Raw genomic sequence first — 13,423 nt, 5'->3', positions numbered from 1 at the left:
TCGCCGGCGTCGCACCCCTTCTTCACCTCGAAGTGCTCGTGATCGCGGAGGAGGGTGCGCAGCACCTGGCCCGGGCGGGGGGAGGCGCCGGACCGGCGCAGGGACGGAGGCGCGGCATGGACCTGAACACGATCCGGCGCGTCCGGGTGGTGCGCGACCGCTCCGAGCTGGCCGACCGCGGGCCGCGCTCGGCGGTCATCGGAGGCGGCTCCTGGGTCTTCTCCCTCCCCCACGACCACCTCGACGAACTGCTCGACCTCCAGGGCTTCGGCTGGGAGCCGATCACGAGGACCCCCGACGGCCTCTCGATCGCGGCGACCTGCACGCTCAGCGAGCTCGCCGCGATGCCCGATGCGGGCGACGCCGCGCATCCGCTCTTCTTCCAGTGCTGCACGGCGCTGCTGGGCTCCTTCAAGATCTGGAACGTCGCCACCGTCGGCGGCAACATCGCCAACGCCCTGCCCGCCGGACCGATGATCAGCCTCGCCGCCGCGCTCGACGCCACTGCGCTCGTCTGGCGGGCCGACGGCTCGGACGTCTCCGTGCCGGTCGCCGAGCTCGTGACCGGCAACATGACCACCACGCTCGCCCGGGACGACGTGATCCGCTCGATCGAGTTCCCGCTCTCCTCCCTCCGGGCGCGCACCGCGTTCCGCAAGACGGCGCTCTCGCCTCTCGGACGCTCCGGCGCCGTCGTCATCGGCCGCCTCGACACCGACGGCGCGTTCGTCCTCACGATCTCCGCGGCGACCGTCCGGCCGGAGCTGCTCCGCTTCGCCACCGCCCCGTCCGCCGCCGAGCTCGCCGCGGCCGTCGACGGCGTCGCGACCTGGTTCACCGACCCGCACGGAGCCGCCGACTGGCGCCACGCCGTCGTCCGCGTGCTCGCCGAGGAGATCCGCGCCGAGCTGACCGGAGGTGCCCGATGAGGTTCACCGTCAACGGGGAGCCGGTCGACGCCTCCCCCCGCCCGGGCCAGGTGCTGCGCACCCTCCTCCGCGATCACGAGCACTTCGAGGTGAAGAAGGGGTGCGACGCCGGCGACTGCGGCGCCTGCTCCGTCCTGGTCGACGGGACGCCGTTCCACTCCTGCCTCTACCCCGCCCACCGCGTCGAAGGGCGCGAGGTGACGACTGCGGCCGGCCTCGGCACGGGTGAGGAGCCGAGCGCGGTGCAGGAGGCGTTCGTCGAGGCCGGCGCGTTCCAGTGCGGCTTCTGCACGGCCGGCATGGTGGTCACGGCGACGGCGATGGACGGGGTCCGCCCCGAGGACGTGCCGCGGCTGATGAAGGGGAACCTGTGCCGGTGCACGGGCTACCGTCCCATCCGCGAGGCCGTGACGGGCGCCTGCGCGTCCGGGCACGGCGCGCACGCGGCCGGGCCGTCCGGTTCCGACCGCGGAGAGGCGCCGGGTCACGGGCGGCACGCGGCCCCGCCGTCGGGTCTCACGCCCGTCCGCCGCACGGGTCGCCCGTCGGCCGAGGAGTCGCGGGTCGGCCGCTCGCTCGGCGCGCCCGCCGGCCGCCGGATCGTCCAGGGCCGCGAGCCGTTCACCCTCGACATCGCCGTGCCCGGCCTGCTGCACCTGAAGGTCGTCCAGAGCCCGCACGCCCACGCGCGCCTCCGCTCGATCGACACGACCACCGCCCGCGCGATGCCGGGCGTCGTCGCGGTCCTGACCGCCGAGGACGTTCCGGACGTCCTCTACTCCACCGCCCGCCACGAGTCCCGGCTCGACGACCCGGACGACACCCGCATGCTCGACACGGTCGTCCGGTTCCGCGGGCAGCGTGTCGCCGTGGTGGTCGCGGAGTCGGTGGCCGAGGCGGAGGCGGCCTGCCGCGCCGTCGAAATCGACTACGAGGTGCTGCCCGCCGTCTTCGACCCGGAGGAGGCGCGCTCCCCCGGTGCGCCGCTCCTGCACGCCGACAAGGACCCGATCGCCTCGCGCATCGCCCGGCCGGAGGCGAACGTCGTCGCGGAGCTCCACGGCGAGTACGGGGACGTGGCCGCCGGACTCGCGGAGGCCGACGTGGTCGTCGAGGGCCGCTACTCGACCTCCCGCGTCGCGCACACGGCGCTGGAGACTCACGGGACCATCGGCTGGATGGAGGGCGGAGAGCTGGTGCTGCGGACCTCGACGCAGGTGCCCTTCCTCGTGCGCGACGAGATCGCGCGCCTGTTCGACCGCGATCCGTCGACCGTCCGCGTCTTCACGGCACGGGTGGGCGGCGGCTTCGGCGGCAAGCAGGAGATCCTGACGGAGGACGTCGTCGCCCTCGCCGTGCTCGCCACCGGTCGGCCTGTGCAGTTCGAGTTCACCCGGAGCGACGAGTTCACGATGGCCCCCTGCCGACACCCGATGCGGGTCGGCGTCACGCTCGGCGCCCGGCGCGACGGACGGCTGACCGCCCTCGCCGTGGACGTGCTCTCGGACACCGGCGCCTACGGCAACCACGGACCGGGCGTGATGTTCCACGGCACCTCCGAGTCGGTCGCCGTCTACAGCGCGCCCAGCAAACGCGTCGACGCGCAGGCCGTCTACACGAACAACCTCCCCTCGGGAGCGTTCCGCGGCTACGGCCTCGGGCAGGTGATCTTCGGCATCGAATCGGCGATGGACGAACTGGCGCGTGAGCTCGGGATCGACCCGTTCGAGCTGCGGCGGATCAACGCGGTGCGCCCCGGCGAGCCGCTGGTGGTCACGCACGTCGAGGGCGACGACATCGGCTTCGCCTCCTACGGGCTCGACCAGTGCCTCGACCTCACCGAGGCGGCTCTGGCCGGCGGCGGCGGCTCCCCCGCCCCCGTCGGACCGGGGTGGCGGACGGGGCAGGGCACCGCACTGGCGATGATCGCCACCATCCCTCCGAGGGGCCACTTCTCGGAGGCGACCGTCACCGTCGACGCCGAGGGAGTGCTGACCATCGGCGTCGGCACGGCCGAGTTCGGCAACGGGACGACCACCGTGCACACGCAGCTGGTGGCGAGCGCCTTCCGCGCCTCCGCCGACCGCGTGCGCATCCGGCAGTCCGACACGGACGCGGCGCGCTACGACACCGGAGCGTTCGGCAGCGCGGGAACGGTCGTCGCGGGAAAGGCCGTGTACTCGGCCGCGACGCGCCTCCTGGCCGACCTGCAGGCGCTCGCCAAGCGGCTGACCGGGCACGACGAGACCTTCGAGCCCGACGACGAGGGCCTGCTCGCCCCCGATGGCACCCGCGTCGGATTCGCCGACCTGGTGCGCGCCGCAGGCGGGCCCGTCACGGCGACCGGCACCGAGGACGGGGCTCAGCGCTCGCTCGCGTTCAACGTCCAGGGCTTCCGCGTCGCGGTGCACGAGCCGACGGGCGAGGTCCGCATCCTGCAGTCGGTGCAGGCGGCCGACGCCGGCTTCGTGATCAACCCCGCGCAGTGCCGCGGGCAGGTCGAGGGCGGAGTGGCGCAGGCGATCGGCTCGGCGCTCTACGAGGAGGTGATCCTCGACGGCGAGGGCACCGTCACCACGGCCATCCTGCGGAACTACCACATCCCGCAGATGGCGGACGTGCCCGAGACCGAGGTCTACTTCGCGGACACGGCCGACGACCTCGGGCCGTTCGGGGCGAAGTCGATGAGCGAGGCGCCCTACAACCCGGTCGCCCCCGCGCTCGCGAACGCCGTCCGGGACGCGATCGGCGTCCGGCCCACCGAGCTGCCGCTGTCCCGCGACCGCGTCTGGCGGCTCCTCCATCCGGATGCGGCACCGGTCGCGACCGTCGAGGCGGGGGCGCCTCCCGGCTGAGGGCGACGAAGCGGATGCGCGGCGCGACCCGGTGAGGCCCGCCTGCTGTGATCCGCCGCTCAGACCCGCGACGCGAGCTCCGCGCTCGCCCGGGCCACCTCGCGGGCGATCGCGTCCTCGTCCGCGTTCACCAGCCGGCCCTCCCGCACCGTCGGGCGGCCCTGCACCAGGAGCAGGCTCAGCGGGGGCTGCGCACCGAGCGCCAGCGCCGCGACCGGATCCGCGATGCCCGCGTGCTCGATCCCGTCGATCCGCCAGAGGGCGAGATCGGCGAGCTTGCCCACCTCGATCGAGCCGATCTCGTCCTGACGGCCCAGGACCCGCGCCCCGCCGATCGTGGCGACCGAGAGGGCCTGGCGGGCGCTCATCCGGTCGGCGCCGGCGCGCAGGCGGTTCATCAGCACCGCGGCGCGGATCTCGGAGCCGAGCTGCCCGGACTCGTTCGACGCCGCGCCGTCCACGCCGAGGCCGACCGGTGCTCCCGCGGCCAGCAGCTGCGGGATCGGCGCGATGCCCGCCGCGAGCCGGCCGTTCGAGGACGGGCAGTGCGCGACTCCGGTGCCCGTGGCCGCGAACTTCGCGATCGCATCGGAATCGAGGTGGACGCAGTGCGCCATCCAGACGTCGTCGCCGAGCCAGCCGAGCGACTCCAGGTGGTCGGTGGGCGAGAGGCCGAACGCCTCCCGCGTGTAGGCGTCCTCCTCCACGGTCTCGGAGCCGTGGGTGTGCAGCCGGACCCCGAGCTGACGGGCGAGGACGGCCGACTCCCGAAGCAGGTCGGTGGTCACCGAGAAGGGCGAGCACGGTGCGATCGCGACCCGCACCATCGCGTCGGCGGAGGCGTCGTGGTACCGCTGGACCGCCTCTCCGCTCGCCTGCAGCGCGGCAGCGGTGGTCTCGACGGCGAAGTCCGGCGGGAGGCCGCCCCTCGACTCGCCGAGGTCCATCGACCCGCGGGTCGCGTGCAGCCGGAGCCCGAGGGTGGCGGCCGCGTCCACGATGCCGCCGACGATGTCGCCGGAGCCCCGCGGGAAGACGTAGTGGTGGTCGGCGACGGTGCTGCAGCCGGACCGGGCGAGGACGCCCATCGCGCCGAGGGCGGCGGAGCGGGTCAGATCGGCGTCGATCCGAGACCACGCGGGGTAGAGCGCGACCAGCCAGTCGAAGAGGATCGAGTCCTGCGCCCAGCCGCGGGTGAGCCACTGGTAGAGGTGGTGGTGCGTGTTGACGAGGCCGGGCGTGAGGAGGTGGCCACGGCCGTCGATCCGCGTGAGCGTGATCGGCTCGTGGGCGGGCCCGCCGGTGGGAGAGCGCCCGTCGAGGGCCCACGCCGGAGGGTCGCCGGCTCCGACCGCGACGATGCGGGAGTCGTCGACGACGACGTGGCCGACAGGGTGCTCGGTCCCGTGCGCGTCGACGGTGGCGACATGGGCTCCGGTGAGGACGTGGCGCTGCATGCCCCGAGCATGGCACCGCGGTGTTTCGCGGCCGTTACCCCAGGGGCGCGCGATCTGCAGGAGCGCGTGCCGTCTGCAGGAGGGGGCGCGTGCGATCTGCAGGAGCGCGTGCCGTCTGCAGGAGGGTGTGCGATCTGCAGGAGTGTGCGCCGTGTGCAGGGGCGGAGTGTGCGATTCGCAGGAGGAAGTTCCGTCTGCAGGACGGGCGCGTGCGATTTGCAGGGGATGCGCGCCTCAAGGCCCATCCTTCCGCGCGATCGGTCGAGAACGAGCAGCATCCCCTGCAAATCGCACATACCCCTGCAGATCGCACATACCCCTGCAAATCGCACATACCCCTGCACACGGCACTCACCCCTGCAGATCGCGCGGGGGCCTGCAGACCGCTCAGGGCCACCGCTCAGGGCCACCGCTCAGCGCGCAGCGTGGATCGGCCCCGAGCGCCCCGCGAGCGGCTCCCCCGACGTCCCCGTGCGCGCGGCGAGGACCTCCGCGAGGATCGACACGGCCGTCTCCTCCGGAGTCGACGCCCCGATGTCCAGGCCGATCGGCGAGTGCAGGCGGGCGAGCGCCTCCTCCGTCACTCCCGCCTCGCGCAGCAGCCGCAGCCGCCGCTCGTGGGTGCGCCGCGATCCCATCGCGCCGACGTAGGCGACCGGGAGCGCGAGCGCGGTCTCGAGCAGCGGGATGTCGAACTTCTCGTCGTGGGTGAGCACCGCGATCACCGTGCGGGAGTCAACTTCGGTGCGGGCGAGGTGGTCGGACGGCCACTCGACGACGACCTCGTCGGCGCCGGGGAAGCGCTCGGCGGTCGCGAACACCGGACGTGCGTCGCAGACGGTCACGCGGTAGCCGAGCAGGGACCCGGCGGAGCAGAGCGCAGCGGAGAAGTCGACGGCGCCGAAGATCAGCAGGCGCGGCCGCTCGGCGTGCACGACGTAGGCGACCTCCAGCTCCGCGCCCCGGCAGGCGGTCTCGACCGTGGCCGAGCGACCGGAGGCGAGGCGCGCCTCGCGCTCGGCGAGGATCCGACGGGCGGTGTCCTCGTCCAGGTGCGGGCCGACGACGTCCTGGAGGCGCGTCGCTCCGGTGAGGACGAGGCCGACCAGCTCCTCCGGACCGCCGACGACGACGGCCAGCGCGGCCGAGCGGCCGGCACGGGCGGCGCGCAGCTCGGCGAGGACCGCGATGGAGCCGGAGTCGACGACCTGGCCGAACACGCGCAGCTGCCCTCCGCAGGAGAGCCCCGCGGCGAAGGCGGCCTCGTCGTCGAAGCCGAAGTGCTCGGCGGCGGTGCCCGCGGAGCCGAGCACCTCCTGGGCCAGCGCGTACGCCTGCGCCTCCACGCAACCGCCCGAGATCGAGCCGATCGCGTGCCCGTCGGCGTCGACCGCCATGGAGGAGCCCAGGGCACGCGGAGCCGAGCCGAAGACGTGGGTCACGGTGACGACCGCGACGCTCCCGCCCGCCTCGACGCGATCGAGCAGGGCGGCGGCGATGTCGAGCACGACGGTCTCCTCTTCTCGGACGGGAGGCGACGGCGCCGGGGCTGCGATGCGGACGGAGGGCGACGGCGCCACGGCTGCAGCAGGGACGGAGGGCGACGGCGCCACGGCTGCGGCACGGACGGGAGGCGACGGCGCCGGAGCCGCAACGCGGCCGAGCGGAGCCGCCGACGGGCGCTCACACGCAGGAAACATGCCGAGTATAGGGTCGATCCATGCCTGACGACGCTCCCTTCCTCGACCTCGTGATCCGCGCCTCCGACGTGCTGACCGAGAACGGCCGGCGTCCGGCCAGCATCGCGATCGCCGAGGGCCTGATCGTCGCGGTCGGCGAGCGGGACGCCCCCTGGCGCACCACGGAGGAGATCGTCCTCCCCGAGGGCCAGGTCCTGATCCCGGGGATCGTCGACACCCACGTGCACGTCAACGAGCCGGGCCGCACGGAGTGGGAGGGCTTCGCCTCCGCCACCCGCGCGGCCGCTGCCGGGGGCGTCACCACGATCATCGACATGCCGCTGAACTCGATCCCGCCGACCACCACGGTGGCGGGGCTCGAGGCCAAGCGCGCGGCGGCCGGGCCGCAAGCGCAGGTGGACGTCGGCTTCTGGGGCGGGGCGATCCCCTCGAACCTCGGCACGCTGCGCGAGCTGCACGACGCGGGCGTCTTCGGCTTCAAGTGCTTCCTCTCACCGAGCGGCGTGGACGAGTTCCCGCACTTGAGCCGGGAGCAGCTCGTCGAGGCGATGCGCGAGATCGCCGGATTCGACGGACTGCTGATCGTGCACGCCGAGGACCCGGCCGAGCTGGAGGCGAGCGCGCTGGAGCCCGGCGCCTCCTACGGCGCATTCGTCGACTCCCGCCCGCCCGCCTCCGAGCGCAGCGCGATCCTGCACGTGATCGAGGCCGTCCGCGAGACCGGCTGCCGCGCGCACATCCTGCACCTCTCCTCCGCCGATGCACTGCCGCTCCTGCGCGAGGCGAAGGCCGAGGGGCTGCCGATCACCGCCGAGACCTGCCCGCACTACCTCACCTTCGACGCCGGCTCGATCCCCGACGGCGGCACGCAGTTCAAGTGCTGCCCGCCGATCCGCGACGAGCGCAACCGCGAGCTGCTCTGGAAGGGGCTGCTCGACGGGACGATCGACATCATCGCGTCGGACCACTCCCCCGCCACCGCCGAGCTGAAGCTCCCCGCGGGCGGCGACTTCGGCATCGCCTGGGGCGGGATCTCCGGGCTCGAGCTGAGCTTCCGCGCGGTCTGGACCGGGGCCCGCGAGCGGGGCATCCCGCTCGAGCAGGTCGTCGCCTGGATGTCCACGGCGACCGCCGCGTTCGCCGGGCTCGGCCAGAAGGGGCTGCTGCACGCGGGCTCCGACGCCGACCTGGTCGCCTTCGACCCGGAGGCGCAATGGCGCGTGGACGTCGATGCCCTCTCGCACCGGAACCCCGTCTCGGCCTACGAGGGCCGCGTCCTCCGCGGCACCGTCGCCGCCACCTGGGTCGGCGGCCGCCGCGTCACCGCCGAGACGGTCCCGCCCGCCGGGCGCCTCCTCACCCGCCCCTGACCTCGACCGCCCATCCCTGCACCCCTGGCGATCCCTGCACCCCTGGCGACGACACCTCGGGGAGGCCCGCCGCTCATCGGCGACCCCGTGTCATCGGCACGTTTCCAGTATGTGAACGGAGGCGGGTCGGAGCCGCGGAGCGGGCGGATCGCACAAGACTCGGGGACGCGGAGACGGCGACTCGGGTCGCTCCGCCGATGCGCGGAGCGTCCGTCAGGCGCGAAGCTGGCGGACGGGCTCGAAGGAGCCTCGAGCCGGACGGGAACCACGCGCGGCCCGGCCGCAGTGAACGGACAGGAGCGGACATGTCGATCATCCTCGGGGACCACCAGTACGGGAAAGCCGAGAACCGCGTCGTGCGGATCTACCGCGAGACCCCGCGGCACGAGATCCACGACGTCAACGTCTCCACCGCCCTCCGCGGCGACTTCGAGGCCGCGCACCGCGAGGGCGACCAGTCGGCCGTCCTGCCCACGGACACGCAGAAGCAGACCGCGTACGCCTTCGCGAAGGAGAAGGGCCTGCGCTCGATCGAGCCCTACGGTCTCGAGCTCGCCCGCCACTTCGTCGACGGGTACGAGCCCGTCCACGGCGCCCGCATCGAGATCGAGGAGTTCGCCTGGGAGCGCGTGCTGGTGGACGGGCGCGAGCACGACCACACCTGGGTCCGGAAGGGCCAGGAGACGCGGATCGCGTCGGTGACGGTCGAGGGCTCGGGCGACGAGCGGCGGATCTGGATCACCGGCGGCTTCAAGGACCTCACGATCCTCAAGTCCACGGGGAGCGAGTTCCACGGCTTCCTCACCGACCCCTACACGGTCCTCCAGCCGACGAACGACCGGGTGATGGCGACGTCGCTGGTCGCGAAGTGGCGCTTCGCCCTGACCGAGGGCGAGATCGCGGCGATGGACTGGGAGGCGGTCTACGCGGGCGTCAAGGCGCTGATGACCAGCCGCTTCGCGACCGTGCACTCGCTCGCCCTCCAGCAGACGCTCTTCGAGATGGGGAGGGCGGTGCTGGAGGAGTACCCGCAGATCGTCGAGATCCGGCTCTCCGCGCCGAACAAGCACCACTTCGTCTACGACCTCTCGCCCTTCGGCATCGAGAACGACAACGAGGTCTTCCACGCCGACGACCGCCCCTACGGGCTGATCCAGGCGAGTGTCACCCGCGACGACGCGCCGCCCGCGGGATCCGCCTGGACCGCCTACACGGGCCTGGTGTGACCGGCGCCGGGGGCGTCCACCGGGGGCACGTCCTGCACGTCTCCGGGAGCGCGACTCTCGAGACCGCGCAGGAGTCGCTGGTGTCGATCCCGGACGGCGCACTCGCGGTGGACGACGACGGCACGATCGCCTGGGTCGGTCCGTACGGCGAGCTGCCGGGCCGCTACGCGCTCCTGCCGGTCTCCGGCGACGCGGCGTCGATCCTGCTGCCCGGCTTCGTCGACGCGCACGTGCACTTCCCCCAGACGTTCTCGACCGACGGCTTCGGCGGCGGCCAGCTGCTCGAGTGGCTCGACCGGACGGTGTTCCCGGCGGAGGCGCGGCTCGCCGACCCGGACTTCGCCGACGTCGTCGCGCGCGCCTTCACCCGGCGGCGGGTGGCTGCGGGCACGACCGCCGCGATGGTCTTCGGCTCCGCGTTCCCGGCGGCGCAGGACGCCCTCTTCGAGCGCACCCGCGAGGCGGGGCTGCGGATCGTGTCGGGGCGCGGCATCCAGACCACGGGGCCGGCCTCGGCGGCTCCCCTGATCACGTCGGAGGACGAGGCGCTGACGCTCGCGTCGGAGGAGATCGCCCGCTGGCACGGGAGGGACCCGCTCCTGCAAGTCGCACTCGTCCCGCGGTTCTCGCTGTCCGTCACTCCTCGGACCCTCGGTGCGCTCGGCGACCTCTACGACGACGTCCGAGGGCTCGGCGTCTACGTGCACAGCCACCTCAACGAGAACGACCGGCCCGGGGACGGCGAGATCGCCGCGGTCCTCGGCTCGTACGGCACCCGAAGCTACCTCGACACCTACGACGGGCTCTTCCTGCCCGGCTCCGCGCGCGGCGGCTCCTCGCTCCTCGGGCCGCGCACGATCCTCGCCCACGCCGTGCACTGCCAGGACGCGGAGCTGCACCGGATGGCGGAGACCGGCACCTCGATCGCCCACTGCCCGACCTCGCAGCAGTTCCTCGGCTCCGGCACCATGCCCTGGCGCCGGACCGTCGCCTCCGGAGTCACCGTCGCTCTCGGCACGGACGTGGGCGCGGGCGACGAATGGCTGCTGGCGCGAGTGGCGAACGACGCCTTCAAGGTGCACCTCTCGGAGCCCGGCGACGCGGCCGTCGCCCTGCATCCGGCCGAGCTCCTGTTCACGGCGACGCTCGCCGGAGCGCGGGCGCTCGACCAGGAGGACCGCTTCGGCAGCCTCGACCCCGGGAAGGACGCCGACTTCCTCCGCATCGAGCCCGACCGGTGGGAGCCGCTCGCCGACGTCCTCGCCCACGGGATCCGCGCGGACGACGAGGAGGAGGCGACGGCCCAGCTGCTCTTCGCCCTGCTGATGACCCTGCGCGAGCCGGCGATCGCCGCGGTGCACGTCCGGGGCAGGCGGATCGCGGCTCCGGAGTGACGGGGCCGGCCGGGGCGGCGCGGTGCGGACCGCGCGCACCCGGCCGTCAGCGCAGCCGCAGCGCCAGGAACAGGTCGGCGCGGTCCGCCGTGTCGGACAGATCCCGCTGCGTCAGCTCCTCCACCCGCGCGATGCGGTACCGCACGGTGTTCAGGTGCAGGTGCGTCTGCTCCGCCGTGCGCACCCACGAGCCGCCGCAGTCGAGGAACGCGGCGAGCGTGGCGACCAGCTGCGAGCCGTACCGAGCGTCGTGCTCCACCAGCCGCCCGAGCACCAGCTCGACGAAAACCGAGCGCAGGTGGTCGGGGACCGCGCTCAGCAGCTGCACGGCGGAGGTGACCTCTCCGGAGTCGCTGATCCGCACGGGCGCGTCGTCGCCCGGAGAGCCCGGCAGCAGCATCCCGTAGCGCGCCGAGCGCAGGGCGCCGCCGAGCGCGGGCAGCGGAGTCGCAGCACTCGTCCCGACGCGCAGCACGGCGCCCGGCCACGCGGCTCCCGCTCGTCGGAGCGCCGAGGTGACGACGGCGAGCGGATCCGCGCCGGTCGGGATCGCGTCGGTCGCCTCGGTGGGCAGCACCGCGACCGCGCAGCCCTGGGCGTCGCGTCCGACCACGGCTCGACCCAGGTGCGCGGCGGCGTCCACCAGCACCCGGCGCGCCAGGTCCGGGGGCGCGTCCCCCTCGAACTCGGCGGCGACCACGGCGCACCGCCCGGCGCCGCCGAGTCCGAGCTGCCGCAGGTACACCGCTGCCTCCGGCTGCTCGCTGTCCTCCTCCACGAGCTCGAGCAGGCGGTCGGCGAGAGCGGAGTCGGCCGAGAGCGCCGCCTCCCGCTGCAGCCGGTAGACCCCCACGACTCCGGCGAGCTCGGTCACGGCGTCGAGGACCGCGGCGGGCCAGTCGTTCCAGTCGCCCCCGACGACGACCAGCCAGGAGGTGGCGCGGTGCTCGCCCGCGCCGGCGACGGTGAGGACCGACAGCGCGCCGCCGCGGGCGTCCGGGACCACAACCGGGCTGCGCCGGGCCGTGAGCGCCGCGTGGACGACCCGCTCGATCTCGCCCAGCCCGAGGGGCGAGGCGGAGGCCGCGGTCCGGCCGGTGGCGGTCAGCACCGACACCGGGAGTCCGAGCTCTCGGGAGGTGCGCGCGACGAGCTCGTCGAGCCGCTGCCCCCGGTAGACCTCGGTCAGCAGCTCCCGCTGGCGGGCGAGCGCGGCCGTCAGCCGGGCCACGCGGTCGCCGGCGAGGGCGTTCGAGAGGTGCGCCGTGATCGCTCCGAACGACACGTCGGCCGGCACGGCGATCAGCGGGACGTCGTGCGCGCGGCAGGCGACGACGAGGTCGTCCGGCACGAAGCCCAGCAGCCCCTCGCCCGCGAGCAGAGCGCTGGCGCCGGAGTCCGCGACCGCGGCGACGAAGGCCGCGCTGTCCTGGGCGTCCCGGCGCCAGACCAGACCGGTCAGCACCAGCTGGTCGCGCGAGATGTAGCGGCGCGGATCGAGGAGATCGGTCGTGAAGATGCCGTCGACCGGCCGCGCGAGCGCTCCGTCGCCGGCGACCAGCACGTGCAGCCGCAGCTGCGGCGCGTCGAGGACGTCCTGGAGCTGCATCAGCTGCCCCGGTAGGTCGAGTAGGCGAAGGGGCTGAGCAGGAGCGGGATGTGGAAGTGCGCGTCCTCGTCGTCGAGGCGGAACGCGACGACGACCTCGGGGTAGAACGTCTCGGTGCCCGAGGCGGCGAACCAGGCGCCGGTGTCGAAGACGACCCGGTGGACCCCGGCCGCCAGCCGCTCCGGGCCGAAGGCCGCGACGCGGCCGTCGTCGTCGGTGCGGGCCTCGGCGAGGCGCTCCCAGCCCGATCCGACGCGGACGTCGAGTGCCACTGGGACGCCGCGCGCGGGGCGGCCGTGGACGGCGTCCAGCACGTGGGTGGTGACGCGGCTGGCGTGCCCGCTCATCGTGCCGCCTCCGCCCGGACCAGGCGCCCGTCGTCGAGCCCGCGGACCCGCAGCACCGTGATCTCCCTCAGCTGCTCCGCGACGATGCGCGCCTCCGTCTCGTCGTCGAGCCCGAGCCTCCGCTCCAGCTCCGCGACGACCTCGGCCCGGTTGCGACCGGCCGCGCGGAGGAGGAACACGCGCCCGAACCGCTCCTCGTAGGCGCGGTTGCCGGCCAGCAGCCGCCGGGTCAGCTCCTCGTCGCCGGTGCGGCTCGCCGCCTGCTCCGCGGCCGAGAACGCGGAGGAGCGCCCCGCGCCCGCGTGCCGCTCCCCGATCCGAGGGTGGTCGGCCAGCGCCGCCTCCACCTCCTCCTCGGTGAGCGTGCGCGCGGCCCGCTCGGCCGCGTCGGCCAGCGCGTCGGCCGACGGGTAGGGCGCGCCGGAGGCGACCTCGTCGGCCCAGCGCGGGACGGCGAGGCACGCGAGCAGCACGTCGCGGGCGGTCTCGGATCGGGTGTCGGTCATGCGGTCTCCTTCGTCCGGCGGAGCAGGGGC

The 13,423-nt window shown here is 74.2% G+C and carries 10 protein-coding genes; 5 read left to right on the top strand and 5 right to left on the bottom strand.

Translation table 11 applies throughout. The annotated features are described in order from the left end of the window. Window positions 1-929 (top strand): FAD binding domain-containing protein (locus C5D44_RS09650; protein ID WP_308471645.1); only part of this gene is annotated, 929 nt, incomplete at its 5' end. Further along, window positions 926-3,784, top strand: coding sequence for a molybdopterin cofactor-binding domain-containing protein (locus C5D44_RS09645; RefSeq protein WP_104281512.1), 2,859 nt, complete (start codon window positions 926-928; stop codon window positions 3,782-3,784). The genes C5D44_RS09650 and C5D44_RS09645, both read left to right, overlap by 4 nt. A gap of 59 nt (window positions 3,785-3,843) precedes the next feature. Here the strand turns inward: C5D44_RS09645 and C5D44_RS09640 are convergent, their stop codons facing one another. Then, window positions 3,844-5,241 (bottom strand): 8-oxoguanine deaminase, encoded by a 1,398-nt coding sequence (locus tag C5D44_RS09640; protein WP_104276761.1) that lies wholly within the window; start codon window positions 5,239-5,241, stop codon window positions 3,844-3,846. A 413-nt stretch (window positions 5,242-5,654) separates the two neighbouring features. Continuing rightward, window positions 5,655-6,749: an XdhC family protein gene (locus tag C5D44_RS09635; RefSeq protein ID WP_258067936.1), complete on the bottom strand. Its 1,095-nt coding sequence runs from the start codon at window positions 6,747-6,749 to the stop codon at window positions 5,655-5,657. 212 nt (window positions 6,750-6,961) lie between these two features. Here C5D44_RS09635 and allB point away from each other — a divergent pair, with 212 nt between their 5' ends. The 3 genes from allB (at window position 6,962) to C5D44_RS09620 (ending at window position 10,931) form a co-directional block, all read left to right on the top strand. Continuing rightward, complete coding sequence (gene allB / locus C5D44_RS09630) at window positions 6,962-8,311, top strand: allantoinase AllB (RefSeq protein WP_104276763.1); 1,350 nt, start codon at window positions 6,962-6,964, stop codon at window positions 8,309-8,311. A 305-nt stretch (window positions 8,312-8,616) separates the two neighbouring features. Continuing rightward, window positions 8,617-9,537 (top strand): factor-independent urate hydroxylase, encoded by a 921-nt coding sequence (pucL, locus tag C5D44_RS09625; protein WP_104281510.1) that lies wholly within the window; start codon window positions 8,617-8,619, stop codon window positions 9,535-9,537. Beyond that, the gene (locus C5D44_RS09620) at window positions 9,534-10,931 is read left to right on the top strand and encodes an amidohydrolase family protein (protein WP_104281509.1); all 1,398 of its coding nucleotides are present in this window, start codon (window positions 9,534-9,536) and stop codon (window positions 10,929-10,931) included. Before pucL ends, C5D44_RS09620 begins: the two co-directional genes overlap by 4 nt. 46 nt (window positions 10,932-10,977) lie before the next feature. Here C5D44_RS09620 and C5D44_RS09615 read toward each other — a convergent pair whose 3' ends face one another. From C5D44_RS09615 to uraD, 3 genes are read right to left on the bottom strand one after another with little or no spacing between them, the layout of a single operon-like run. Next, a complete protein-coding gene (locus C5D44_RS09615; RefSeq protein WP_104281508.1) occupies window positions 10,978-12,540 on the bottom strand; it encodes a PucR family transcriptional regulator in 1,563 nt (520 codons plus the stop codon). Continuing rightward, on the bottom strand, window positions 12,540-12,887 hold the full coding sequence (gene uraH / locus C5D44_RS09610; RefSeq protein ID WP_104281507.1) for a hydroxyisourate hydrolase: 348 nt from the start codon (window positions 12,885-12,887) through the stop codon (window positions 12,540-12,542). The genes C5D44_RS09615 and uraH overlap by 1 nt, the downstream gene beginning before the upstream one ends. Next, window positions 12,884-13,393: a 2-oxo-4-hydroxy-4-carboxy-5-ureidoimidazoline decarboxylase gene (gene uraD, locus C5D44_RS09605; protein WP_104281506.1), complete on the bottom strand. Its 510-nt coding sequence runs from the start codon at window positions 13,391-13,393 to the stop codon at window positions 12,884-12,886. The genes uraH and uraD overlap by 4 nt, the downstream gene beginning before the upstream one ends. Window positions 13,394-13,423: the final 30 nt, after the last annotated feature.

This window comes from Rathayibacter sp. AY1B5, from assembly GCF_002932795.1.
Classification (GTDB): Bacteria; Actinomycetota; Actinomycetes; order Actinomycetales; family Microbacteriaceae; genus Rathayibacter.
This window is presented reverse-complemented; position numbering and strand designations above follow the sequence as displayed.

What these genes read in the sequence shown, in the direction of transcription:
- C5D44_RS09615 (WP_104281508.1), bottom strand. Translation starts at nt 12,540, where the DNA reads ATGCAGCTCCAGGACGTCCTCGACGCGCCGCAGCTGCGGCTGCACGTG.
- allB (WP_104276763.1), top strand. Translation starts at nt 6,962, where the DNA reads ATGCCTGACGACGCTCCCTTCCTCGACCTCGTGATCCGCGCCTCCGAC.
- uraD (WP_104281506.1), bottom strand. Translation starts at nt 13,393, where the DNA reads ATGACCGACACCCGATCCGAGACCGCCCGCGACGTGCTGCTCGCGTGC.
- C5D44_RS09640 (WP_104276761.1), bottom strand. Translation starts at nt 5,241, where the DNA reads ATGCAGCGCCACGTCCTCACCGGAGCCCATGTCGCCACCGTCGACGCG.
- uraH (WP_104281507.1), bottom strand. Translation starts at nt 12,887, where the DNA reads ATGAGCGGGCACGCCAGCCGCGTCACCACCCACGTGCTGGACGCCGTC.
- pucL (WP_104281510.1), top strand. Translation starts at nt 8,617, where the DNA reads ATGTCGATCATCCTCGGGGACCACCAGTACGGGAAAGCCGAGAACCGC.
- C5D44_RS09645 (WP_104281512.1), top strand. Translation starts at nt 926, where the DNA reads ATGAGGTTCACCGTCAACGGGGAGCCGGTCGACGCCTCCCCCCGCCCG.